This window comes from Stenotrophomonas sp. DR822 (assembly GCF_019793815.1).
GTDB lineage: Bacteria > Pseudomonadota > Gammaproteobacteria > Xanthomonadales > Xanthomonadaceae > Stenotrophomonas > Stenotrophomonas indicatrix.
In genome coordinates this window covers 721,629-745,376 of sequence record NZ_CP081826.1, presented here as the reverse complement: position 1 = coordinate 745,376, position 23,748 = coordinate 721,629, and the positions used below count along the sequence as shown (strand labels likewise).

Below are 23,748 nucleotides of genomic sequence, written 5' to 3'. Positions count from 1 at the left end.
ACTTGGGGGTGGAGGCAGTGTGCACCTTGCAACGATGGCAGGGTCAAGGGGGCCCGCGGTGCAGGGGCCACGAAAAACGGCAGCCACCTGTACCAGCGCGGCTGCCGTGGAGGATCGTCCCCGCCCGCAGGCGGGGGTAATGCCTTAGAACTTCCAGTTCACGCCGAAGTACAGCTGGCGCCCGGCATACAGGTTGGACAGCAGTCGGGCCTGGCTGTCGTTGCCGATGTAGCTGCGCAGCTCGGACTTGGTGGCGTTGAGCACTGCTGCGGTCACGGTCCAGTCCGGCGTGAGGTTGTAGGCCACGTTCAGATCGAGCTGGCTGTACGGCTTGGTGTAGGTGGTCAGGCCGTTGTTGAGGCCGCCCACCACTTCGCCACGACGGTTGTACGAGGCACGGGCCAGGAACTTCTCGTTCTCGTAGAACACGGTGACGTTGGCCTGGTTCTTGGCGCTGCCGACCAGCGGCGAGGAACCGATCTCTTCGCCATCAAGCACGATCGAGGCCAGGTTGGTGTCGTTGTAGGTGTAGTTGGCCTGCACGCCCAGACCGAAGTCGAAGGTGTACTGGCCATACAGCTCCACGCCCTGCGACACACCGTCGCGGCCGTTGGCTTCGGTGCTGTACTTCTGCACCACCACCGTTTCACCACCGACGCTCATCTGCTGGTCGCGCACGACCGGCACGGTGAAGTTGTCCACGTTCTTGCGGAACAACGCCACGCCTGCAACCGAACCCGGCTTGAAGTACCACTCCAGGCCAAGGTCGAACTGCACCGCCTTGAACGGCTCCAGTGCCTTGTTGCTGCCCGAGCCGTACCAACCGGGGGTGTCGGTGCCGCCAGCGACCCGACGGTCATTGCTGTATTCCTGGCTGATGTACTGCAGGCCGCCCGGATAGGCGATGCTGGTGTACCCCGGGCGCGCGATCACCTTCGACGCGGCGCCGCGCAGCACCAGGTTGTCGGTGATGTCCCAGGCGATGTTGAAGCTCGGGAGGAAGTCGGTATAGGTCTTTTCCAGCGAGCTGAGGGTATAGACCTTGTCGCGCACCTGGTTGTCCGGCAGACGCACGAAGCCGCCCTGGCAACGCAGGTTCGGATCGGCAGCCGGGTCATCGCAGCTCATCGGCGCACCCGCGGCGTTGTCCACGAAGTAGTCGTTGAAACGTTCGACCGAATCGCTGGACTGGGCGAACTGCTTGGTGCGCACCACGCGCACGCCTACGTTGCCGCGCACGCGGTCGGTACGGAAGTTGGCCTGGAAGTAACCCGAGTAGATCTTCTCGTTGACGTCGTAGACAAAGTCTTCCTCGGTACGGTTGTGCGAGCCACCGTAGGTCTGGTTGAGGTAGTCGATGTAGGCCGGGTAGTTGATGCCGGGGAACACGTTGGCATTGAAGCCACCGGCGATGTTGCTGATCGGGTTGGACAGGAAGAAGCCCGGCTGCGCATTGCCTGCGGTCGGATCGCAACCGGCCTGGTAACGATTGTTGTCATAGTCGGCCGGGTCCAGGCCCTGGCAGACCCAGTAGGTGTTGCCGGTATTGCGGTGCACCTGGCCGTCGCGGTACTTGGCGCCGAACTGGATGGAATCCAGCCAGCCGGCTTCGAACATCTTGGTGACGTCGGCCTGGAAGTAGTTCTGCTTGACCTCGGTCTGCATCCACGACGAATCGGTGGAGCCGGTATCGACCTCGGCGATGCCGGCCATCAGCTGCTGCTGGATGTCCGGCGAGACGGTCAGCGACGGCGTGCCGGTCAGGTCCCACGCGGTGTACTGGTTGCCCGCCTGCCACTGGTCACCGACCTTGCGGCGGGGCTTGGCCGACATGCGGAAATTCATCGACGGGCCACCCTTGGACCAGGTGCGGCCGCCGGTGAAGCTGGCCTTCCACAGCGGGCTGATGTCCCAGTCGACGGTCAGGTCGGCCGTCTGCGAAAGCGCCTTTTCCTTGCTGTAGCCACCGGTCAGCTGCGGGGTGGGGATGGTGCAGTCATCCGGACCCCAGCCACCCGGCGGCAGGCCAGCCGCGGCGGCCTGGTCTTCGCTGCAGTAATAGGTCTTGCCGGCAAGCTTTTCGTACTGCGCGCCGGTGACGATGCTGCCACTGGGATCGAAGCTCAGCCCGTTGAGCAGGCGCCCACCGGCCCAGTTGCCATCGCCGTTGTAGCGGGCCAGGTTCCACTCCGGCACCTTCAGCATGTTCTGGGTGTAGTCACCCTGCAGTTCGAAGCGGAAGTAGTTCGCGGTCAGGGTCAGGTTGTCGATCGGCTTGAACTGGAAGGTCAGCTGGCCGCCCTTGCGCTCGCGCTTCTCTTCCTTCACCGCGAAGTTCACCGAGGTCGGCATGAAGAATTCACTGTAGTTCGTGCCGGTCTGGTTGTTGAAACCGGATTGGCCCCACCAGTAGTGGATGCCATCCTGTTCCAGCAGGTTGCCGTTGGCATCGCGCGCAGTGGTGTTGTTGCCGTACCACTGGTAGTCCTCGGTGCTGGTCTCCATGGTGCGGCTGGTACGCTTCTGCTGGGTCACGCCGACCAGCACGCCGAAGCGCTCGTCCTTGCTGTGCCAGGAGTACAGCGCCGACACCTGCGGGTCGACGTCGTGGCTGGTATCGGACGAAGTGCCTTCCAGGTTGACGTAGCCGGAGTTGGCTTCCATCTCCAGCGGGCGGCGGGTATGCAGGATCACCGTGCCGCCGATGCCGCCTTCGTCGATGCGCGCTTCCGGCGACTTGAACAGCTCGGCGCTGGACAGCATGTTCGACGGCAGCAGGGTGTAGTTGAACGAGCGGGTAGCTTCGTTGTTGGTTTCCGACGAGGCGACGTAGTTGCCGTTCAACTGGGTCAGGGTCAGGTCGGGCGCGAGGCCGCGCACGCTGACCGACTTGCCTTCGCCACCGCTGCGGGTGATGACCACGCCGGGCACGCGCTGCAGCGCGTCAGCCACGTTCTTGTCGGGGAACTTGCCAACGTCCTCGGCAGTGATCACTTCGACCACGGCGTTGGCGTCGCGCTTCTGCTGCAGGCTCTTTTCGATCGCGTAGCGATAGCCGGTGACCTGGACGCTGTCCAGGGTGGTGGCGTCCTGCGCGCCGGTCGTTGCTGACGCTTGCTGCGCGGAAGCGCCAAGCGGGGCGACGGCGGCGGCCAGGGCCAGCGCGATGGCCAGCGACAACGCGTCGTGGCCCTGCGTACGTGTTGAATGCTTCATTGCCATCTCTCCCTCTCTCCTGGATTGATCCGGTGACTGACTGACGCGGAAACTTGAATCGATCTAATTCGTGATGCCGATCTTGCCTTCGCCCTGCAGATGCAACGAGCGCCTGGCAAGTGGCGTGGCACGTCCTGTCCTGCTCCCCAACTCCCGGGCCATCGCGATGTCGTCTTGGATCGATCTAAGCGATGGGCGGGGCGATTTTTAGCACGGCCAACGCGCCGGCGCATGTTGCTGCGCAATATGGCAGCGACGTGTCGAGCAAATGACCCTTTGCGGAAAATGCTGTAAGCGTTTACATGCGCAGACGGGGTGGGCCGGCCGGGCTGCGCCCGGCACCCGCAGAGGCCGGAGCAACGGCGACGGCAACAGCAACGGCTGCATTCCGTGGGGTGGCGGGGTGGGTCCGGTTGCGGGGGACGCTGCAAGTACGTCCCTGTAAGCTCGGTCGCGCCATCCATGGCGCTCACGCCCCCGCAACCGGACCCACCCCACCTTCGACAGATTCCCGCTGCTGTTGGTAGGTGTCGACCTTGGTCGACACGTGGATCCATGCCATGCATGGATGAAATCCAATCGATGATTTCGAAATCGGTAGGTACATCCATCCACGCCTTGCGTGGATAAAATTCGTCGAAATCAATATTTCGGTAGTTCATCGAACAGCATCCAAGCGTGGCGTGGATCTACGCGTCGACCAAGGCCGACACCCACCAGGATTCCGACAGATCGCCGAAAACTGTCGAAGGCGGGGTGGGTCCGGTTGCGGGGGTGTCCGCGGCATGGATGCCGCGGCCAAGCCCCCAGGGACGGGTTTACGGCGTCCCCCGCAACCGGACCCACCCCGCCACCCCACGGAATGCAGCCGTTGCTGTTGCCGTCGCCGTTGCTCCGGCCTCTGCGGGTGCCGGGCGCAGCCCGGCCGAAGCCCCCCCGCTCATGCTGCGCCGCAGAATGCATTGGGCGAAATTCCCATGCTCTACTTGAATCGATCTAAATCCGCCGGGGTGCGGATTTGTACCGATGGAAACGAGGGCTCGGCCTGTGCGGCCGGTTCTTCGCTGCCGCCCTGCCGCCAAGGAGTCCTGCCCGTGACCAGGTTGTCCCGCCGTCGTCCCGCCCGCCGCCTGTCGGCATTGTCCCATCGGCCCCTGGCCCGCATCGCCTGCCTGCTGGCACTGGCGGTGACGCCCTGGCTGCAGGCCGCACCGGCCGCGCTGGAGCGCGAGGTGAATACCTTCATCGGCAGCAAGGATGACGGCAACACCTTCCCCGGTGCTTCGGCACCGTTCGGCCTGATCCAGGTCAGCCCGATCGGCAGCCACTATTCGGGCTGGCGCTACGACGACGACAAGATCCGCGGCTTCGGCCACTCCTTCCTGTCCGGCGCCGGTTGCTGGGAGCAGGGCGGGCAGGTCTCGGTGCTGCCGGTGACCGGTTCGATCGGCCCCGGCGGCGACTTCGATACCGCCGATGCGAAAGCCTTCAATCACAAGACCTATGCGTCGGCCTACAGCCACGACGGTGAGATCGGCCAGGCCGGCTACTACAAGGTGCGCCTGACCAGCTACGGCGGCATCGACGCCGAAGCCACCGCACGCACCCGCGCAGCTGCCGAGCGTTACACCTTCAGCCAGCGCCAGGGCGATGGCCACGTGCTGGTGAATGTCGGTCAGGCCAACGAGCGCCACTCGGTGATCGGCAGCGTGGTCGATGTGGTGGGCGACCGCGTGGTGGAAGGCAAGCTGGTCACCAAGAGCTTCTGCGGTGGGCACCAGTACACCACCTGGTTCCGCATCGAGTTCGACCGCCCGTTCAAGGCGCATGGCACCTGGGGCGAGGGCGGCGGCCTGCCGGGCGCGCGCCACAGCATGGAAGGCGAACAGAAGCCCAACGGCGCGTGGCTCAGCTTCGACCTGGCCAAGGGCCAGTCGGTCACCGCCGTCAGCGCGATCTCGCATGTGGATGCCGAAGGTGCGCGTACCAACCTGCGCGCCGAGGGCATGCAGGGCGGGGCGCTGCTGGGCTTCGAGCGCATGCGCGCGCTGTCGCAGCAATCGTGGCGTGAGCAGCTGGCACGCGTGCGCGTGCAGGGCGGCAATGGCGATGACCGCACCGTGTTCTACAGCGCGCTGTACCACGCGCTGCTGCAGCCGCTCACCGGCAGCGATGCCGACGGCCGTTACCGCGGTTACGACGACGGCATCCATCGCGCCGATGGCTGGACCTACTACGAGTACTTCTCGCTGTGGGATACCTACCGTGCACAGAACCAATGGCTGGCACTGACGCGCCCGGATGTGGCGCGCGACATCGGCCGCAGCCTGCTGGCGATCGATGAGCAGGGCGGCTGGCTGCCGCGCTGGGGCTATGCCAACTTCGAGACCAACATCATGACCGGTGACCCGGTCACCCCCTTCATGGTCGACCTGTGGCGCTTCGGCGCGCTCAAGGGCCGCGAAGGGCAGGCATGGGATGCGCTGCGCCGCAATGCGTTCGGTACGCCGCCGCTGAACTCGCGTGCTGCCGGTCGCTCCGGCAACCCGACCTACCTGGACAAGGGCTACGTGGTCTACGATCGCGCGTTCCCGTCCAAGGGCATGGATGTCGATCCCCACCATGGTGGTTCGGCAACGCTGGAGTACGCACTGGCCGACTGCGCGCTTTCGCAGATGGCCGATGGGCTCGGCCATGCCCAGGATGCGGCGGTCCTGCGTGAGCGCGGCCGCAACTGGCGCAAGGTATGGGACCCGCAGGTGCGCGACGCCGAGACCGGCTTCACCGGCTTCCCGCGCCCGCGTACCGAAGACGGCCAGTGGTACACACCGGCCGATGGCCATTACAGCCCACGCTCGCATCACGGTTTCCATGAAGGCACGGCGTGGCAGTACCAGTGGCTGGCGCAGCAGGACGTGCCGGGCCTGGTCGAAGCGATGGACGGCCGCGAACAGGCCGGCCGCCGCCTGGATGCTTTCTTCGCCATGGACGCTCTGCAGGCCGACCCCCTCAATGCCGCCCGCAAGGAGTGGGTGGTCGGGCCGTACAGCTATTACAACCAGTTCCGCTACAACCCCAACAACGAGCCCGACCTGCATTCGCCGTGGCTGTACACGCTGATCGGCCAGCCGTGGAAGACCGCAGCAGTGGTGCGTGCAGCGCAGCAGCTGTTCACCAATGCACCCAACGGCGTGACCGGCAACGATGACCTCGGCACGATGTCGGCCTGGTACCTGTTCAGTGCGATCGGCGTATACCCGGCGGTGCCGGGCAGCGGCGAGTTCCTGCTGCATACGCCGCGCTTTGCCAAGGTCGAGGTCGAGCTGGGCAATGGCCGCACCCTGCGCATCGAGGCACCTGGCGCCGATGGCCGCCGCCTGCAGTACGTGCAGGGCGTGCAGGTCGACGGCCAGGCACATGCCCCGGTATGGCTGGGCTGGAGCCAGCTGCAGCAGGGCCCGAAGCTGCGCTTCGCGCTGGACGGGCGGGCGCCGACCGAGGGCTGGGGCACCGCGGTCAAGGACCTGCCGGTGTCCTGGTGCGCGGCACCGGGCAGCCAGCTGCACTGAGCCGGGCTGTGCCGTTCGAGGCAACCCAGCGAACGGCACGGCACGGCGGGGCCGCGATCCATTAGGCTTGAGCATCCATCGGAGTGCGGGAAGACGATGAACGACAACAGCGACAGTTCCAGCAAGCGTTCCGGCAAGGCGGTGACGGTGACCGACATCGCCCGTGCCATCGGCGTTTCGCGCGCGACCGTGTCGCTGGTGCTGCGCGGCAGCCCGCTGGTCAACGTCGATACCCGCGCCCGGGTCGAGGCTGAGCTGCGCCGCCAGCGTTACGTCTACAACCGCGCTGCAGCGAACCTGCGGCGGCGCACGTCCTCCAGCATCGCCCTGGTCATCAACGATCTGTCCAACCCGTTCTTCGCCGAATTCGCTTCGGGTGTGGACGAGGCACTGGGCGGACGCGGCTACGTGACCCTGCTCGGCAGTACCGGCGAGTCGCCCGAGCGGCAGCAGGCGGTGCTGTCCACGCTGATGGAACACACGCCTGCCGGCCTGATCCTGTCGCCGGCCGAGGGCAGCGATGCCACGCTGCTGCGGCAGGTGCTGGGCGCCAACGCCAACGTACTGCTGTTCAACCGCGAACTGGAGGGCGCCGACTGGGACTTCCTGACCCTGGACAACCAGCATGGTGCCTACCTGGCCACCCGTCACCTGATCGAGCGCGGCCATCGCCAGATCGCATTCTTCGGTGGCCACGCGGCATCGAGTTCCTGCCACCAGCGTCGTGCCGGTTTCCAGCAGGCACTGGCCGAAGCCGGGTTGGCATTGCCGCCGGGCTGGATGATCGAATCTGCACCCAACCGCCTGGAAGCGGCCGCGCGCACCGATGAACTGTTCGTCGACGGCCATCGGCCGAGCGCAGCGGTCTGCTACAACGACACCGTCGCGCTGGGCCTGATGCTGGGCCTGAACTCGCGCGGCATCCGTCCCGGCGGTGACTTCGCGGTGACCGGCTTCGACGATATTTCCGAAGCGTCGGTTGCCGTGCCGCCGTTGACCACACTGACGGCCGACCCGCGCGAACGCGGGCGGCAGGCGGCCTCGCTGCTGCTGCAGCGGCTGGAGGAACCGGACGCGCCACCACGGCGCACGGTCGCCCCGGTACAGTTGCGCATCCGCGAAAGCAGCGCCGCACGTCCGAATTGAATTGATGCTTCGCACCTGAACTGATTGCACCCTTCCACGTACCAACGACCTTTCGCGCATCGAGGCGCGTACCGCATGCCGATCTCCGCAACGCCCCGCCCATCGGGTTCCCCGGGCAACCAGCCTGCCGTCACCAACGGCAAGGCGCTGGCCGTGGTCACCACCATCTTCTTCATGTGGGGCTTCCTGACCTGCCTCAACGACATCCTGATTCCGCATCTGAAGGCGGTGTTCGAGCTGAACTACGCCAAGGCAATGCTGGTGCAGTTCACCTTCTTCGGCACCTACTTCCTGATGTCGCTGCCGGCCGGGCGGCTGGTGGCAGCGCTGGGTTACAAGAAGGGCATCGTCGCCGGCCTGGTGATCGCCGGCATCGGTGCGCTGGGCTTCTGGCCGGCTGCTGAGCTGCGCGTCTATGGCGCCTTCCTCGGTGCATTGTTCGTGCTGGCCACCGGCATCACCGTGCTGCAGGTGGCGGCCAACCCGTATGTCGCGCTGCTTGGTCCGGAGCAGACCAGTTCCAGCCGCCTGACCCTGGCGCAGGCGCTGAACTCGCTGGGTACGGCCATCGCGCCGATCTTCGGCGGCATGCTGATCCTGTCCAACACGGCCATGAGCGGCGAGCAGATCGCCGCGCTGCCGGCCGCCGAGCAGCTCGCCTACCGTACCGCCGAGGCGCACGCGGTACAGGGCCCCTACGTCGGCTTGGCCGTGGCGCTGGTGCTGCTGGCCCTGTTCGTGTTCCTGTTCCGCCTGCCGGCGTTGAACGACACTACCGAACAGGCTGACCAGGGGCATCAGCACAGCTATCTGGATGCGCTGCGCAAGCGCCACCTGCTGCTGGGCGTGCTCGGCATCTTCTTCTACGTCGGTGCTGAAGTATCGATCGGCAGCTTCCTGGTCAACTACCTGTCGATGCCCACCATCGGCGGCTTCAGCGAGCAGGAAGCCACCCACTATGTGTCGGCCTACTGGACGATGGCGATGATCGGTCGCTTCGCCGGTTCGGCGCTGCTGGCGCGCTTCTCGCCGAGCCGCCTGCTGGCGATCTTCGCGCTGGTCAACGTGGGCCTGCTGACGCTGACCATGATGACCTCCGGCAATGTCGCGCTGTACTCGGTGGTGGCGATCGGCCTGTTCAATTCGATCATGTTCCCGACCATCTTCGCGCTCAGCATCGAGCGCCTGGGCCCGCTGACCAGCAAGGGTTCGAGCCTGCTGATCATGGCCATTGTCGGTGGCGCGGTGGTGCCATACCTGCAGGGCGTCCTGGCTGACCACATCGGCGTGCAGGCCAGCTTCATCCTGCCGCTGCTGTGCTACGGCTACATCATTTTCTACGGACTGGTCGGCGCCCGCGCGCCGGCTGCTGGCACGCAGGGAGGCTGAGTCGAAAATGGGTTCCATCGTCTGCTTCGGCGAAATTTTGATCGATCTACTAGCGCAACCGCCGGCCTCGGCCGATACCCCGCGCGCGTTCCTGCAGTACGCCGGAGGTGCACCGGCCAACGTCGCGGTGGCCGCCGCGCGGCTGGGCGCGAAGACCCAGTTCGTCGGCATGCTCGGCCGCGACATGTTCGGCGACTTCCTGGCGGAGAGCCTGAGCGAACACGGCGTCGGCACCGACTACATCGTGCGTACCGACGCGGCCAAAACCGCGCTGGCCTTCGTTGCACTGGACGCGGGCGGCGAACGCAGCTTCAGCTTCTACCGTCCGCCTGCCGCCGACCTGCTGTTCCGTGACAGCGATTTCCAGGCCGGCTGCTTCGATGGCGCGCAGTGTTTCCACGCCTGTTCCAACAGCCTGACCGAAGCGGACATCGCCGAAGCGACGTTCGCCGGCATGGACCGTGCGCGTGCGGCCGGCGCGGTGGTCAGCCTGGATCTCAACCTGCGTCCGGCGCTGTGGCCGGCCGATGTCGACCCGACACCGCGCCTGTGGCAGGCGCTGGAGCGCGCCGACCTGGTCAAGCTGTCGCGCGAGGAACTGGACTACCTCGCCGCCCCGCTGGGCGATGACGGCGAGGCGCTGGTGCTGCGTCGCCTGCTGGCCGCGCAGGCACGCTGGGTGATCATCACCGACGGCGCCGCCACGCTGCATTGGTATACCCGTAAAACGCAGGGCAAGGTCAGCAGTTTCCGCGTCGCCACCGTGGACACCACCGCTGCCGGTGATGCCTTCGTCGGCGGCGTGCTGGTTGGCCTGCTGGAGCGGGGTGGGGCAGGTGCGGGTTTTGCCGCGTTCTGCCAGGACCCGCAGGCGATCGCCGCCACGCTGCGCTTCGGCGCCGCCGTTGGCGCACTGGCGGTGACCCGCAAGGGCGCGTTCGCTGCGATGCCCTCGTTCGATGAAGTGCAGCAGCTGCTGCAGCTACAGGATCTCCCCGCATGAGCACCTCGCCCGATTTCCGTTCCCCCGCGTTCCTGCGCGCCCACATCGCCGACACGATGGCGTTCTACCATCCGCGCTGCATCGACCCGGAGGGCGGCTTCTTCCATTACTTCCGTGACGACGGCAGCATCTACGATGCCAGCCATCGTCATCTGGTGAGCAGCACCCGCTTCGTCTTCAACTACGCCATGGCCTACCGCGAATTCGGCAACGCCGAGTATCGCGACGCGGTCGAGCACGGGGTGCGCTACCTGCGCGAGGTTCACCGCAACCCGGCTACCGGCGGCTACGCCTGGACCCTGCGCGACGGTGTGGTAGAGGACGACATGAACCACTGCTACGGCGTGGCCTTCGTGCTGCTCGCCTACAGCTGTGCGTTGAAGGCAGGCATCGAAGAAGCCCGCGCGTGGATGGACGAAACCTGGCAGCTGCTGCAGGCGCGCTTCTGGGAAGCCGAGCACGGCCTGTACAGGGACGAGGCCGACGGCCAGTGGAACTTCACCGGCTACCGCGGCCAGAACGCCAACATGCACATGTGCGAGGCGATGCTGGCCGCGTTTGAGGCCAGTGGCGAGCAGCGCTATGTCGAGCGCGCGCTGCAGCTGGCCGACAACATGACCCGCCGCCAGGCGGCAAAGGCCGGCGGTCTGGTCTGGGAACACTACGACGTCAACTGGAACATCGACTGGGACTACAACCTGGACGATCCCAAGCACCTGTTCCGGCCGTGGGGTTTCCAGCCGGGGCACCAGACCGAGTGGGCCAAGCTGCTGCTGATCCTGGACCGTCACGTGCAGGCCGACTGGCTGGTGCCGACCGCGCAGCATCTGTTCGATGTGGCCGTAGAGCGCAGCTGGGACGAGGTGCGCGGCGGCCTGTATTACGGCTTCGCCCCGGAGTCGCGCCGGCAGCCGGGCATGGACGGCGCGCCGATCGGCGGTGACAGCTTCGTCTGTGACGACGACAAGTATTTCTGGGTGCAGGCCGAGACCCTGGCCACCGCCGCGCTGATGGCCGCGCGCACCGGCGACGACCGCTATTGGCAGTGGTACGACCGTATCTGGGTGTACTCGTGGGAGCACTTCGTCGACCATCGATACGGCGCATGGTTCCGCATCCTCGACGCCGACAACCGCAAGTACAGCGATGAGAAGAGCCCGGCCGGCAAGGTGGATTACCACACCATGGGTGCGTGCTACGAAGTGCTGAACGTCGTGCGTTGAGGTCTGCCGCGCTGCGTGCTCGCCGGACGTGGTCCGGCGCTGCCGTGGCGTGTGGCATTGGTAGCGCCGGGTCATACCCGGCGGAAAAACAGGAGCATCACGTGCATCGCCTTCCCCTCGCTGTCCGTCTGCTGCTGTTGATGATCGCCCTTGGCGCCTTCCCGGCAGGCGCCGCACCGCTGCAGGCGCAATGGGAGTTCCGGCTGCTGCCCGGTGACGCGCAGGGCGCGGCCCATCCTGGCCTGCAGCAGTGGCGCGCAGCCACGGTGCCAGGCAGCGTGCACACCGATCTGCTGGCGCATGAGCTGATCCGCGATCCCTACGTTGGCGCGCCAGAAGCCGAGCTGCAGTGGATCGGTCTGGCCGACTGGGAGTACCGCGCCCGTTTCGATGTGGACGCTGCCACCTTGGCCAAGGCCCATGCCGAGCTGCGCTTCGACGGCCTGGACACCTATGCCGAGGTGACGCTCAACGGCAAGCCACTGCTGCGCGCCGACAATGCCCACCGCACCTGGCGCGCCCGCGTTGAAGGTCGCCTGCGTGCGAAGGGCAATGAGCTGCAGATCGTGTTCCGTTCGCCGATCCGCACGCTGCTGCCCGGCGTGCAGGCGATGCCGCACAGGATTGCCGGCAATTATCCTTCGCCCTACGGCGATGAACCCAAGGACGCGATGGTCGGCAACTTCGCGCGCAAGCCGGCGTACCACTTCGGGTGGGACTGGGGCCCGCGCTATGTCACTGCCGGCGTCTGGCGGGGCGTTGACCTGCAGGCATGGGATGCGCATCGGTTGACCGATGTGGCCGTACGCACTGATGCGCTTGATGCAGAAAACGCAAAGCTGGCGGTATTGCTGCAGGTGGAGCAGGACGCGGTCGCCGCTCCGATTGCGGTGGACGTTGAAGTGCGGGATCCCGACGGCCGCAGCGTTGCACGGGTGCAGCGCACGGTCGAACTGAAGCCCGGCCAGAACAGCGTGGAGGTGCCGGTTGAACTGGCCAAGCCGCGGCGCTGGTGGCCGGTCGGCCATGGTGCGCAGGACCGCTACACCGTGCAGGCGCGCCTGGACGGCAGTGCCGATCCGGTGCTGGCACGCGAACAGCGCATTGGCCTGCGCACCGTCGAACTGCGCCGCGAGCAGGACGGCAAGGGAGGGCAGGGCTTCGCCTTCGTCATCAACGGGTTGCCGATCTTCGCCAAGGGCGCGAACGTGATCCCCTTCGACGCCTTCCCCGCGCGCGTGGATGCTGCGCGCCTGCGCCAGGTACTGGTCGCCGCGCGCGATGCCAACATGAACATGCTGCGCAACTGGGGCGGCGGCTACTACGAAGACGATGCGTTCTTCGACATCGCCGACGAACTGGGCCTGCTGGTCTGGCAGGACTTCATGTTCGGCGGTGGCATGCAGCCGGGTTACGACCCGGCATTCCGCGCCAGCGTGGTCGCCGAGGCGCGCGACAACGTGCGCCGGCTGCGCCACCATCCCAGCATCGTGCTGTGGTGTGGCAACAACGAGGAAGAGACGGCGTGGAAGGACTGGGGCCACGGCCGTGACCTGAAGTCCGCCGATCCGGCGTTCGCAGCGAAGGTCTGGCAGGGCTACGTCGACCTGTTCGGCAACGACCTGCGCCAGGTGGTGAGCGAAGATGGGTTGGGCGTGCCGTACTGGTCCAGTTCGCCCAGCAACGACCTGGACGAGAAGGCCAACGACTCCACCCGTGGCGACAAGCATTACTGGCAGGTGTGGGGCAATCCGGCATTGCCGGTGCAGGCCTATCTGCGCGAGACGCCGCGCTTCATGTCCGAGTACGGCCTGCAGGCCTGGCCGGCGGTGGCGACGGTGGACCAGATCGCCACGCGTGCCGAACAGCGCATCGACAGCCCGGTGATCCGCGCGCACCAGAAGTTCATGGCCGGGGAGGGCAATACACGCCTGCTGCACTACATCGAACTGGGCTACGGCACGCCGAAGGACTTCGAGGACTTCGTCTACCTGAGCCAGGTGATGCAGGCCGATGGCATCGCCCTGGCGGCGCTGCACCATCGCGCTTCGCGGCCCTACACGATGGGCTCGCTTTACTGGCAGCTCAACGATGTCTGGCCGGGGGCATCGTGGTCGAGCGTGGACTACTTCGGTCGCTGGAAGGCGCTGCACTATGCCGCGCGGCGCTTCTTCGCGCCGGTTACGGTGGCCGCACTGCGCGATGAAGGCAGTACCCGCGTGCACCTGATCAACGATGGTGCCGCGCTGGATGCACGTTGGCGCCTGCGGGTGATGGACGTGGAGGGCAAGGTGCTGCGCCGACGCGAGCAGGCGGTGACCCTGGCTGCCGCCGGGGTGACCGATATCGGCACCTACGCGGATGCCGAGCTGCTGGCCGGCGCCGATCCGGCGCGGACGGTGGCGGTGTTCGAACTGCTGCAGGATGGCAAGGTGACGGCGCGGCAGGTGGTCGGCTTCGTTGAAGCCAAGGACCAGGTGCTGCCACGCCAGCAGTTGACGTCAACGCTGGCGATCGACGGTGACCATTATCGCCTGCGGCTGCACAGCACTGCGCTGGTGCGCGCAGCCTGGATCGATTTCGGCGCGCTCGACGTGCAGGTGGAAGACAACCTGCTGGACCTGCTGCCGGGCGAAACCCGTGACATGGCCGTGCGTGGCCCGGTGGATCTGGCTGCGCTGCGCGAGGCCTTGAAGGTGAAGACCCTCAACGATCGTTGAGCAGCGCCGTCTACCCGCCTTGGCAGGTGTCAACCTTGGTTGGCACGCTTCTGGCGCGGGGCCCCAATCGCCAACCAAGGTTGGCCTCTACCGGAGCCGGTGCCCGGTAGCGCCGGGCGATGCCCGGCGGGCGCAGCGGGGCGGCGCTTTACAGCTGGATCTGCTGGAAGTTCTCGACGCGATCATGGCCGTTGGCGGCGTCGCCGATGCGCGGCATCGGGTAGTCGTCCAGGCGATCGATCAGGCGTGTCTGCAGGCCGGCTTCGCGGGCGGCGTCCAGTTCCTCGACCACGTCGGACAGGAACAGGATCTCGCCAGCGGGAACGCCGATGGCCTGCACGATGTGGCGGTAGCTGTCGGCCTCGCGCTTGCCACCGACTTCGGTATCGAACCAGCCCGACACCAGCGGACTGAGGTCACCGGCGTCGCTGAAGCCGAAGAACAGCTTCTGTGCCGGCACCGAGCCGGAGGAGTACACATACAGCGGCAGGCCCGAGGCGTGCCACCCCTTCAACACCGGCGCTACCTCCGGGTAGAAGTGCGCGGTGTAGTCGCCACGACGGTAGCCCGCGTCCCAGATCAGCCCCTGCAGGGCCTTCAGTGCGGTGTGCTTGCGGTCCTGGTCGATCCAGCCCTGCAGCGTCTCGACCACCAGGCTGTCCTGGCAGGCGCCGCCGATCTCGGTGGCGACTGCATCCAGCCAGCGACGCACCTCCGGTTGCTGGCCATGCTCGGCGACGAAGCCGGGCAGCGCCTGGCGTGCGTACGGGAACAGCACGTTCTTGACGAACGAGATGCTGCTGGTGGTGCCTTCGATGTCGGTCAGGATGACGCGGGGCTGCATTGATCAGGACGCCTGGGTCGGAATGTAACGGGGGAATTTCTGCGCGATGTCGGTGCCGGTGAAGTGACCGACCCAGCCATCCGGTTCGGTGAAGAAGCGGATCGCCACGAAGCTGGGCTCATCACCCATGTCGAACCAGTGGGTGGTGCCGTCGGGCACGGCGATCAGGTCATCCTTCACGCACTCGATCTCATAGACCTTGTCGCCCACGTGCAGGGTGAACAGGCCCGAGCCGGCGACGAAGAAGCGTACTTCGTCTTCCTTGTGGAAGTGTTCGTCGAGGAATTTCTTCCTCAGCTCGGCGCGGTTCGGGTTGTCCGGGGCGATCGAGGCCACGTCCACACTCTTGAAGCCGCGTTCGGCAACCAGGCGGTCGATGTCGGCGCGGTAGGCGGCGAAGACTTCGTCCTGGCTTGCGCCCGGGGCGACCGGCGCGGTGGCCTGCCAGCGTTCAAAGGTGACGCCGATCTTCTGCAGTTCGGCAGCGATGATCGCGCCGTCCTGGGTGTCCAGCAGCGGCGATTCGGGGCGGGTGTCGTCGTAGATGCGCAGTCGGCTCATGGCGGCAGCTTGAACGTCTCGGGGAAGGACAGGGTAGCAGGGTGGCATTGACCGCCTGATTCCAGAACGGCATCTGGCGGTGCCGGAAACTTCAGCGACGCAGCTTGCGCAGCTCCAGCTCACAGTGCAGCAGGAATTCGAACGCTTCCATGTGCCGCCGTGCTTCGGCCATGTCGCGGCCCCAGGCATACAGGCCGTGGCCGTCGATCAGGTAGCCCCAGAGGGTCTGCGTGTCGAGCAGGGCGTCGACCTGGGCCGACAGCACGTCCATGTCCTGGGTGTTGGCAAAGACCGGGATGTTGATGGCCATCTCGTGGGTGCTGTTGCCGGCGAAGGCCTTCAGCAGTTCGTAGCCTTCCACCCGGATATGGCCCTGCGGTGCATACAGGCGCGAGGCGATGGTCTGCACCGGCGAATGGGTATGCAGCACGCAGCCGATCTCCGGGAAGCGGCGATACAGCTGGGTATGCAGCAGGGTTTCGGCAGACGGGCGCAGCGGGCGGACGACGGCCTTGCCATCGAAATCCACGACCATGATGTCGTCTTCGATCAGGCGGCCCTTGTCCTTGCCGGAGACGGTGATCGCGGCGTGGCGGTCGTCCAGGCGGTGGGAAAAGTTGCTGCTGGTGGCCGGGGTCCAGCCGGCCTGGGCCAGTTCGCGGACGTTGTCGATCAGCAGCTGGGCCAGTTCGCTCAGGCGCGCGGTGTCGTAGGGGAAGGTGGGGGCGTTCATACCGGCATTTTACGTGATCCAGCCCATTGCTGGGCCTGCGGGGCGGTAGCTGGCCTGCTGCGTGGACAAGGCTCCGCGGTTTGCCGGCAGACGGTGGGCAGGATTTGGATCGAGGCAAGCACAGCGCTGGCTGAATGGGGAAGACAGCGCTCGTGCTGAAAGCGATTCCGGTCGTAGACAGCTTTCGTGTCGCGAAACACCATCGGGTGGCAGCAGAAATTCCGGCGCCAAGGACAGGAGTACTTCGATGATTGCGCGCGCGATGGGAGTGATGGGAGTGATCGGTATCGTGCTGGCCTGCAGCGGCTGCACAATGGAATGGGTGAAGATGGATGCGGGAGCTCGATCATTCGGCCCCGCACACTCGAGTTGCACGGCGCGGGCTGACGATCACTGGCCGGTAAGGAATGAAGTGGCCACGCGCACTGTCTATGAGGACCGCAAGGTGCCCTGCAGGCTTGATGAAGTCTGCGCAATTGATGGCAAGTACAACCTGGTGCCGATGCCGAAAGAGGAGAGCTACATCGTGGACGTCAATGCGTCCGACCGCAGCAGCGAGTTCAGGGCCTGCATGGCCGGTGCCGGCTGGCAGCAGCAGCTCATCTGGTTCAATCGTCGCTAGACGAGGCGGGCACCCCACCCCTCGGAGCAGGAGGGCAGGGCCATCATGGCCCTGCCGCTCTTACTTCCCGCGCAGGCGGCTGTGTTTGAACCCGTAGAAGAAGTAGATCACGAAGCCGACAAACGTCCACACGCCCATCAGCATCCAGTTGTGCAACGTCATCGCCGACAGCAGCGCCAGGCAGCTGATCACGCCCAGGCTGCAGACCAGCCATGCACCCGGAATGCGGAACGGGCGCGGCAGGTCGGGCTGCGTGCGGCGCAGGATCAGTACGCCGGCGCAGACCGCCGCGAAGGCGATCAGCGTGCCCATCGAGGTCAGCTCGCCGAGGATGTCCAGCGGGAACAGCGCCGCCAGCAGGGCGATGCCGATGCCGGTGATGACGGTGTTGATATGCGGCGTGCGGTACTTCGGGTGGATCTTGGTGAACACCGGCGGCAACAGGCCGTCGCGGCCCATGATCATGAAGATGCGCGGCTGGCCGATGATCATCACCAGCACCACCGACGACAGGCCGATCAACGCACCGATTTCCACCACCACGCGCAACCAGCCCAGCTGCGGATGCGCGGCCACGGCGGTCACCACCGGCTCATCGGTGCCCAGCAGCTGGTAAGGCACCAGGCCGGTCATGACTGCAGCCATCGCGATGTACAGCACCGTGCAGATCACCAGCGACAGCATCATGCCGATCGGCATGTCGCGCTGCGGTTTGTGTGATTCCTGCGCGGCCACCGATACCGCTTCGAAGCCGATGTAGGCGAAGAACACCATCGCCGCGCCACGCAGCACGCCTTCCATGCCGTACTTGCCGGGGCCTTCGTTGGCCGGGATGAACGGGGTCCAGTTGCTGGTGTCCACGTACTTCCAGCCGACCACGATCACCAGCACGATCAGCCCGGTCTTGAGGATGACCATGGCCATGTTCATCGCCGAGGATTTGCTGATGCCGACGTAGCACAGCCAGGTCAACAGCAGCACCAGGATCGCGGCGGGAATGTTGGCGATGGCGCCGGTGGGCCGCAGCTGCGCATCCAAGGGGGCGCTGACCAGCGCCGCCGGTAGATGGATGTCGAAATGGCTGAGCAGGCTGAGGAAATACCCGGTCCAGCTGACCGCCACGGCCGAGGCGGAGACGCCGTACTCGAGCACCAGCATCCAGCCGATGAACCAGGCCGAGAGCTCGCCGAAGGTGGCGTAGGTATAGGTGTAGGCGCTGCCGGAAACCGGCACCATCGCCGCGAACTCGGCATAGGCCAGGGCGCAGAAGGCGCAGCAGATCGCGGCCAGCACGAACGAGAGCATGATGGCCGGGCCGGCGTGGTTGGCGGCGGCCTGGCCGGTGATGACGAAGATGCCGCCGCCGATCACGGCGCCGATGCCGAGTGCGGTCAGGCCCCAGGGGCCGAGGTGGCGACGCAGGCTCAGGCCGTTGGCGTCTTCATGGGCGGCATGCGGATGCTTGGTGGCCCACAGTTGCTTGAACATGTGTGGTGGTCTTGTGCGATGCGCCCGGTGACCGGGCGCGGGCGGAAATGCTTGCGGATATCGACGGGCCGGCGCAGGGGCCGGCCCGTCGGGAGGATCAGGGCGACTTGGCCAGCTTGCTGTGGCGCATGCCGTAGCCGAAGTAGATCAGCAGGCCCAGCACGGTCCAGCCTACGAACAGGTGCCAATGCACCACGAACGCCTGCCAGAACAGGAACAGGCACGACAGCGCGCCCAGCGGGCAGATCACCCACACCAGCGGCACGCGGAACGGACGGTGCAGCTCCGGGCGGGTGTAGCGCAGGATCAGCACGCCGATGCAGACCGTGGCGAAGGCCAGCAGGGTGCCCATGGAAACCAGTTCGCCCAGCACGTTCAGCGGCACCAGGCCGGCCAGCGACGCGGCGATGACGCCGACCACGATCGTGGCCCAGTACGGCGTGCGGAAGCGCTTGTGGACCTTGCCGAACACTTTCGGCAGCAGGCCATCGCGCGAGATGGTGTAGGCGATGCGGGTCTGGCCCATCATCATCACCAGCACCACCGAGGACAGGCCGGCGATCGCGCCGATTTCCACCGCGGTCTTCAGCCAGGACAGGCTCGGGTAGGCTTCCAGCGCGGTGGCCACCGGCTTGTCGGTGCCCAGCAGGTGGTAGGGCAGCATGCCGGTCAGCACCGCGCAGACGATGATGTAGACGATGGTGCACACCGCCAGCGAGCCGAGCAGGCCGATCGGCATGTTGCGCTGCGGGTCCTTGGTTTCACCGGCGGCGGTGGAGACCGCATCGAAGCCGATGTAGGCGAAGAACACGATGGTGGCCGCGCGGAACACGCCGCTCCAGCCGAACTCGCCGGACACGCCGGTGTTTTCCGGGATGAACGGGTGCCAGTTGGCCGGGTCCACGTGGGCCGCGCCGATGCCCACGAACAGGCAGATGACGAAGACCTTGATGGCCACGATGATCGCGTTGACGAACGCGGACTGGGTCACGCCCACGTACAGCAGGCCGGTCACCGCCGCCACGATCAGCACCGCCGGCAGGTTGAACAGCTTGCCGGAGGCGGCGAACTCGTGCCCGTTCCAGGCGATCGGCGCCGCGCTCAGCGCGTCCGGGAACGGCATGTGCAGCGTGGTGGTGATGAAGCTGATCAGGTACGCCGACCAGCCCACCGCGACAGAGGCCGAGGCGAACAGGTACTCCAGCACCAGGCACCAGCCGATGAACCAGGCCATGCCCTCGCCGAGCGTGGCGTAGGAGTAGGAATAGGCGCTGCCGGAGACCGGCATCATCGCTGCGAACTCGGCGTAGCACAGGCCGGCCAGCGCGCAGGCGATGCCGGCGAACACGAACGACAGCATGACCGCCGGGCCGGCGTGGTTGGCCGCGGCCTGGCCGGTAAGCACGAAAATGCCTGCGCCGATCACCGCACCAATGCCAAGCATGATGAGGTGTTTCGCCGTGAGGGTCCGTTTCAACGTGGCTTCGCCATCCAGGCTGCCTTCGATGGGTTCGCCGGCATCGACGTGCCCGGCCGGTTCGACCGGCTTGACCCTCAACAGAGCTTTCAGCATGCAGTACTTCCTGATGATCGGATTGGGAGGGCCGCCAGTACATTGCCGGCGGCCTGGAATCGTGAAAGCCGTGCGAACGGCCCGCTGTACCTTAGCCAATGCTGAAGGCACCGCACAAGCGCAAACGCAACAATGAACGGCGATAATGGCAGGTATTTTTCCAGGCACCCCGCATTCATGAGCGAAACCACCGAATCCCTTGCCGCACTTGACGATCGCTTGCGCGGCCTGCTGCATGACCATGCGCGCAAAGAACCCGCCCACGACGCCCTTGCTGCCGAATTCAGCACATTGATCGACGATGCGGAGGATGCTTTCCGCCGCGAACGCCTGGCCGGCCACTTCACCGCCAGCTGCTGGCTGGTCAGCGCCGATGGCCAGCGGCTGCTGCTGACCCACCATCGCAAGCTGCAGCGCTGGCTGCAGCTGGGTGGCCACGCCGACGGCGACCGCGATCTGGCCCGGGTAGCGTTGAAGGAAGCCGAGGAGGAATCGGGCCTGAGCGGCCTGGTGCTGGATGATCCGGCCATCTTCGATATCGACAAGCACTGGATTCCCGAGCGCAAGGAGGTGCCGGGGCACTGGCACTACGACGTGCGTTTCGTGATCCGTGCGCTGGGCGGAGAGAATTTCGTGCTCAGCGAAGAGTCGCTGGAGCTGGCCTGGCGACCGGTGGCCGAGGTCGCCAGCGATCCCCAGTCGGACGAATCGATGCAGCGCATGGCGCGCCGTTGGCTGGCGCGCTGAAAGACGCATCCACGCCACGCGTGGATGACGCAATGCCGGACGCATTCCGCCGGGCCACGCCCGGCGACGTACATCTCAATACAGGATGCGGGTGCGCAAGGTGCCCGGAATCGCCGCCAGCTCGTCACGCACCGCGCTGGCCTGCTCTTCGCTGGCGGTGATGTCGATCACCACGTAACCCACCTTCGGGTCGGTGCGCAGGAACTGGCCGTCGATGTTGACGTTGTGCCGCGAGAAGATCTCGTTGACCTTGGACAGCACGCCCGGCACGTTCTGGTGGATGTGCAGCAGGCGCAGGCTGTCGGCGTGCTCGGGCAGGGTCACTTCCGGGAAATTGACCGCCGACAGGGTGCTGCCGTTGTCGCTGTAGCGCACCAGCTTGGCCGCCACTTCGATGCCGATGTTGTCCTGCGCTTCCAGCGTGCTGCCGCCGACGTGCGGGGTCAGGATCACGTTGTCGTGGCGGGTCAGCGGCGATTCGAAGATATCGCCGTTGCCCTTCGGCTCGACCGGGAACACGTCCAGCGCGGCGCCACCGATGTGGCCGCTGGCCAATGCAGCATCCAGCGCATCGATGTCGACCACGGTGCCGCGCGCGGCGTTGATCAGGTGCGCGCCGCGGCGCATCTTCGCCAGCTCGGTGCTGCCGATCATCCACTGCGTGGAAGGCGTCTCCGGCACGTGCAGGGTCACGATGTCAGCACGCGCCAGCAGGTCGTCCAGGCTGGCCGCCGCACGGGTATTGCCCAGCGACAGCTTGGTTTCCACATCGTGGAAGATCACCTGCATGCCCAGCGATTCGGCCAGTACGCCGACCTGGGTGCCGATGTGCCCGTAGCCGATGATGCCCAGGACCTTGCCGCGCACCTCATGGCTGCCGCTGGCCGATTTCGACCAGCCGCCGCGATGGCATTCGGCGTTCTTCTGCGGGATGCCGCGGGTCAGCATGATCGCTTCGGCGATCACCAGTTCGGCCACGCTGCGGGTATTGGAGTAGGGCGCGTTGAATACCGGAATGCCGGCCAGCTCGGCCGCATCCAGGTCGACCTGGTTGGTGCCGATGCAGAAACAGCCGACCGCGATCAGGCGCTTGGCCTCGGCCAGCACCTCGGCACTGAGCTGGGTGCGCGAGCGGATGCCGACGATGTGGGCTTCGGCGATGCGCGCCTTCAGTTCGTCCTCGGGAAGCGCCTTGGTGTGCGCCTCGATCTGGCTGTAGCCGGCGGCGCTGAACACCTCCACGGCGGTCTGGCTGACCCCCTCCAGCAACAGCACGCGGATATCCTGCTTCGGGAACGAGGTCTTCTTCGGCGACATGGGGCGGCACGGCCAGTGGGACAGGGGCTGACCACTATGCCAGATCGCAACGCCCATGGTGCAGTGCGCAATTGGTTGCAACTGCAGCTATTGAAGGCTCTGCAGGGCTGGACGCTGGGCCCGGCCACTGGCACGCTTGCCCGTTGTTCACGCCCCGCGCCGGACCGTCATGACCGATTCCCGCATCGCCTCGTTGCAGCAGGCCTGTCCCGGCCTGAAGCTGAAGACCGACCCTGCCGACCTGGAGCATTACGGCCGCGACTGGACCCGGCGCTGGACACCGGCGCCGCTGGCGATCGCGTTGCCGGCCACGGTTGAAGAAGTGCAGGCGGTGATGCGCTGGACCGCGGCCGAGGGCGTGGCGGTGGTTCCCTCCGGCGGTCGCACCGGCCTTTCCGGCGGTGCGGTTGCGGCCAATGGCGAGCTGGTGCTGAGTCTGGAGCGGATGAACAAGGCGCTGGACTACGATGCGGTCGACCGCACCCTGGTGGTGCAGGCCGGCATGCCGCTGGAGGCGCTGCACAACGCGGCCCTTGAACATGGCCTCATCTATCCGGTGGACTTCGCGGCGCGCGGGTCGTGCTCGATCGGCGGCAACATCGCCACCAATGCCGGTGGCATCCGGGTGATCCGCTACGGCAATACCCGTGAATGGATCGCCGGACTGAAAGTGGTTACCGCCACGGGCGAACTGCTCGAGCTCAACAAGGGCCTGATCAAGAACTCCAGCGGCTACGATTTCCGCCAGCTGCTGATCGGATCGGAGGGCACGCTGGGCGTGATCGTCGAGGCCACGGTGAAACTCACCGACCCGCCGCCGGCCAGCAACGTGATGCTGCTGGCGCTGCCCAGCTTCGACGTGCTGATGCAGGTGTTCGCCGCCTTCCGTGCGCGGCTGCAGCTGCAGGCCTTTGAATTCTTCACCGACCGGGCGCTGGAACATGTTCTGGCCCATGGTGCGCAGGCACCGCTCGATGAGGTGCATCCCTATTACGTGGTGACCGAGTTTGCTGCCGGTGACGAGGCGCAGGAAGCGGCGGCGATGGCGGCCTTCGAGGACTGCATGGGCAACGGCTGGGTCAGCGACGGCGTGATCAGTGCCAGCGATGCCCAGGCGGCGCAGCTGTGGCGCCTGCGCGAGGGCATCACCGAGGCGCTGGCACGTTACAAGCCCTACAAGAACGATGTCTCGGTGCGGATCTCGTCGATGCCGGCGTTCCTGGCCGAGACCCAGGCGCTGATCGGCGAGGCCTACCCGCACTTCGACGTGGTCTGGTTCGGCCACATCGGCGACGGCAACCTGCACATCAACGTGCTCAAGCCGGACGGCACCAGCGATGCGGACTTCGTAAGCCAGTGCGAGCATGTCACCAAGCTGCTGGCGCAGGTGCTGGCGCGCTTCAATGGCAGCATTTCGGCCGAGCACGGTATCGGCCTGGTCAAGAAAGGCTACCTGGACAGCACCCGTGGACCGGCCGAGATCGCGCTGATGAAGGCGGTCAAGCGCGCGTTCGATCCCGAAGGGCGGCTGAATCCCGGCAAATTGTTCGACCTTTGACACGGGCAAAGTCTTCACCCAGCCGTTACGCTCCACCCA

16 protein-coding genes are annotated in these 23,748 nt (G+C 66.0%); 9 read left to right on the top strand and 7 right to left on the bottom strand.

Annotation, left to right across the window (positions count from 1 at the left end; all coding sequences use genetic code 11):
• Positions 1-144: 144 nt before the first annotated feature.
• The gene (locus tag K5K93_RS03370; RefSeq protein WP_222389773.1) at positions 145-3,222 is read right to left on the bottom strand and encodes a TonB-dependent receptor; all 3,078 of its coding nucleotides are present in this window, start codon (positions 3,220-3,222) and stop codon (positions 145-147) included.
• Between the two features lie 1,124 nt (positions 3,223-4,346).
• On the opposite strand from K5K93_RS03370, the gene K5K93_RS03365 reads away from it, so the two are divergent.
• The 6 genes from K5K93_RS03365 to K5K93_RS03340 all read left to right on the top strand — a co-directional run bounded on the left by K5K93_RS03365 (position 4,347) and on the right by K5K93_RS03340 (position 14,266).
• Entirely contained in the window at positions 4,347-6,785 is a 2,439-nt protein-coding gene (locus K5K93_RS03365) for a GH92 family glycosyl hydrolase (protein WP_032951780.1), read from the top strand.
• A gap of 96 nt (positions 6,786-6,881) precedes the next feature.
• Positions 6,882-7,931, top strand: coding sequence for a LacI family DNA-binding transcriptional regulator (locus K5K93_RS03360; protein WP_025874798.1), 1,050 nt, complete (start codon positions 6,882-6,884; stop codon positions 7,929-7,931).
• Between the two features lie 75 nt (positions 7,932-8,006).
• On the top strand, positions 8,007-9,320 hold the full coding sequence (gene fucP, locus K5K93_RS03355) for an L-fucose:H+ symporter permease (protein ID WP_025874796.1): 1,314 nt from the start codon (positions 8,007-8,009) through the stop codon (positions 9,318-9,320).
• A gap of 7 nt (positions 9,321-9,327) precedes the next feature.
• Positions 9,328-10,323 carry a carbohydrate kinase gene (locus tag K5K93_RS03350; RefSeq protein WP_222389771.1) on the top strand — a complete coding sequence of 332 codons (996 nt, stop codon included), beginning with the start codon at positions 9,328-9,330 and terminating at the stop codon, positions 10,321-10,323.
• On the top strand, positions 10,320-11,546 hold the full coding sequence (locus K5K93_RS03345; protein WP_222389770.1) for an AGE family epimerase/isomerase: 1,227 nt from the start codon (positions 10,320-10,322) through the stop codon (positions 11,544-11,546). Before K5K93_RS03350 ends, K5K93_RS03345 begins: the two co-directional genes overlap by 4 nt.
• A gap of 101 nt (positions 11,547-11,647) precedes the next feature.
• Positions 11,648-14,266, top strand: coding sequence for a glycoside hydrolase family 2 protein (locus tag K5K93_RS03340; RefSeq protein ID WP_222389768.1), 2,619 nt, complete (start codon positions 11,648-11,650; stop codon positions 14,264-14,266).
• A 148-nt stretch (positions 14,267-14,414) separates the two neighbouring features.
• Here K5K93_RS03340 and mtnC read toward each other — a convergent pair whose 3' ends face one another.
• The 3 genes from mtnC to K5K93_RS03325 all read right to left on the bottom strand — a co-directional run bounded on the left by mtnC (position 14,415) and on the right by K5K93_RS03325 (position 16,404).
• Positions 14,415-15,110 (bottom strand): acireductone synthase, encoded by a 696-nt coding sequence (gene mtnC, locus K5K93_RS03335; RefSeq protein ID WP_093819653.1) that lies wholly within the window; start codon positions 15,108-15,110, stop codon positions 14,415-14,417.
• 3 nt (positions 15,111-15,113) lie between these two features.
• Complete coding sequence (locus K5K93_RS03330) at positions 15,114-15,671, bottom strand: acireductone dioxygenase (protein ID WP_093819651.1); 558 nt, start codon at positions 15,669-15,671, stop codon at positions 15,114-15,116.
• Between the two features lie 91 nt (positions 15,672-15,762).
• Complete coding sequence (locus tag K5K93_RS03325; protein WP_222389767.1) at positions 15,763-16,404, bottom strand: methylthioribulose 1-phosphate dehydratase; 642 nt, start codon at positions 16,402-16,404, stop codon at positions 15,763-15,765.
• A 247-nt stretch (positions 16,405-16,651) separates the two neighbouring features.
• On the opposite strand from K5K93_RS03325, the gene K5K93_RS03320 reads away from it, so the two are divergent.
• Positions 16,652-17,026 carry a hypothetical protein gene (locus K5K93_RS03320; protein WP_093819647.1) on the top strand — a complete coding sequence of 125 codons (375 nt, stop codon included), beginning with the start codon at positions 16,652-16,654 and terminating at the stop codon, positions 17,024-17,026.
• 60 nt (positions 17,027-17,086) lie between these two features.
• Here K5K93_RS03320 and K5K93_RS03315 read toward each other — a convergent pair whose 3' ends face one another.
• Together K5K93_RS03315 and K5K93_RS03310 are read right to left on the bottom strand one after the other, a co-directional pair.
• The gene (locus K5K93_RS03315) at positions 17,087-18,514 is read right to left on the bottom strand and encodes an amino acid permease (RefSeq protein ID WP_032975512.1); all 1,428 of its coding nucleotides are present in this window, start codon (positions 18,512-18,514) and stop codon (positions 17,087-17,089) included.
• A 97-nt stretch (positions 18,515-18,611) separates the two neighbouring features.
• Positions 18,612-20,087: an amino acid permease gene (locus K5K93_RS03310; RefSeq protein WP_025874781.1), complete on the bottom strand. Its 1,476-nt coding sequence runs from the start codon at positions 20,085-20,087 to the stop codon at positions 18,612-18,614.
• A gap of 132 nt (positions 20,088-20,219) precedes the next feature.
• Between K5K93_RS03310 and K5K93_RS03305 the strand changes: the two genes are divergently transcribed.
• Entirely contained in the window at positions 20,220-20,834 is a 615-nt protein-coding gene (locus tag K5K93_RS03305) for an NUDIX hydrolase (protein ID WP_222389766.1), read from the top strand.
• 75 nt (positions 20,835-20,909) lie between these two features.
• Here K5K93_RS03305 and serA read toward each other — a convergent pair whose 3' ends face one another.
• Positions 20,910-22,151: a phosphoglycerate dehydrogenase gene (gene serA, locus K5K93_RS03300; protein WP_032975510.1), complete on the bottom strand. Its 1,242-nt coding sequence runs from the start codon at positions 22,149-22,151 to the stop codon at positions 20,910-20,912.
• Between the two features lie 169 nt (positions 22,152-22,320).
• Between serA and K5K93_RS03295 the strand changes: the two genes are divergently transcribed.
• Positions 22,321-23,709, top strand: coding sequence for an FAD-binding oxidoreductase (locus K5K93_RS03295; protein WP_222389764.1), 1,389 nt, complete (start codon positions 22,321-22,323; stop codon positions 23,707-23,709).
• Positions 23,710-23,748: the final 39 nt, after the last annotated feature.

What these genes read in the sequence shown, in the direction of transcription:
- K5K93_RS03315 (WP_032975512.1), bottom strand. Translation starts at nt 18,514, where the DNA reads ATGTTCAAGCAACTGTGGGCCACCAAGCATCCGCATGCCGCCCATGAA.
- K5K93_RS03325 (WP_222389767.1), bottom strand. Translation starts at nt 16,404, where the DNA reads ATGAACGCCCCCACCTTCCCCTACGACACCGCGCGCCTGAGCGAACTG.
- K5K93_RS03360 (WP_025874798.1), top strand. Translation starts at nt 6,882, where the DNA reads ATGAACGACAACAGCGACAGTTCCAGCAAGCGTTCCGGCAAGGCGGTG.
- K5K93_RS03305 (WP_222389766.1), top strand. Translation starts at nt 20,220, where the DNA reads ATGAACGGCGATAATGGCAGGTATTTTTCCAGGCACCCCGCATTCATG.
- K5K93_RS03330 (WP_093819651.1), bottom strand. Translation starts at nt 15,671, where the DNA reads ATGAGCCGACTGCGCATCTACGACGACACCCGCCCCGAATCGCCGCTG.
- K5K93_RS03310 (WP_025874781.1), bottom strand. Translation starts at nt 20,087, where the DNA reads ATGCTGAAAGCTCTGTTGAGGGTCAAGCCGGTCGAACCGGCCGGGCAC.
- K5K93_RS03350 (WP_222389771.1), top strand. Translation starts at nt 9,328, where the DNA reads ATGGGTTCCATCGTCTGCTTCGGCGAAATTTTGATCGATCTACTAGCG.
- mtnC (WP_093819653.1), bottom strand. Translation starts at nt 15,110, where the DNA reads ATGCAGCCCCGCGTCATCCTGACCGACATCGAAGGCACCACCAGCAGC.
- K5K93_RS03370 (WP_222389773.1), bottom strand. Translation starts at nt 3,222, where the DNA reads ATGGCAATGAAGCATTCAACACGTACGCAGGGCCACGACGCGTTGTCG.
- K5K93_RS03295 (WP_222389764.1), top strand. Translation starts at nt 22,321, where the DNA reads ATGACCGATTCCCGCATCGCCTCGTTGCAGCAGGCCTGTCCCGGCCTG.
- fucP (WP_025874796.1), top strand. Translation starts at nt 8,007, where the DNA reads ATGCCGATCTCCGCAACGCCCCGCCCATCGGGTTCCCCGGGCAACCAG.
- serA (WP_032975510.1), bottom strand. Translation starts at nt 22,151, where the DNA reads ATGTCGCCGAAGAAGACCTCGTTCCCGAAGCAGGATATCCGCGTGCTG.
- K5K93_RS03345 (WP_222389770.1), top strand. Translation starts at nt 10,320, where the DNA reads ATGAGCACCTCGCCCGATTTCCGTTCCCCCGCGTTCCTGCGCGCCCAC.
- K5K93_RS03320 (WP_093819647.1), top strand. Translation starts at nt 16,652, where the DNA reads ATGATTGCGCGCGCGATGGGAGTGATGGGAGTGATCGGTATCGTGCTG.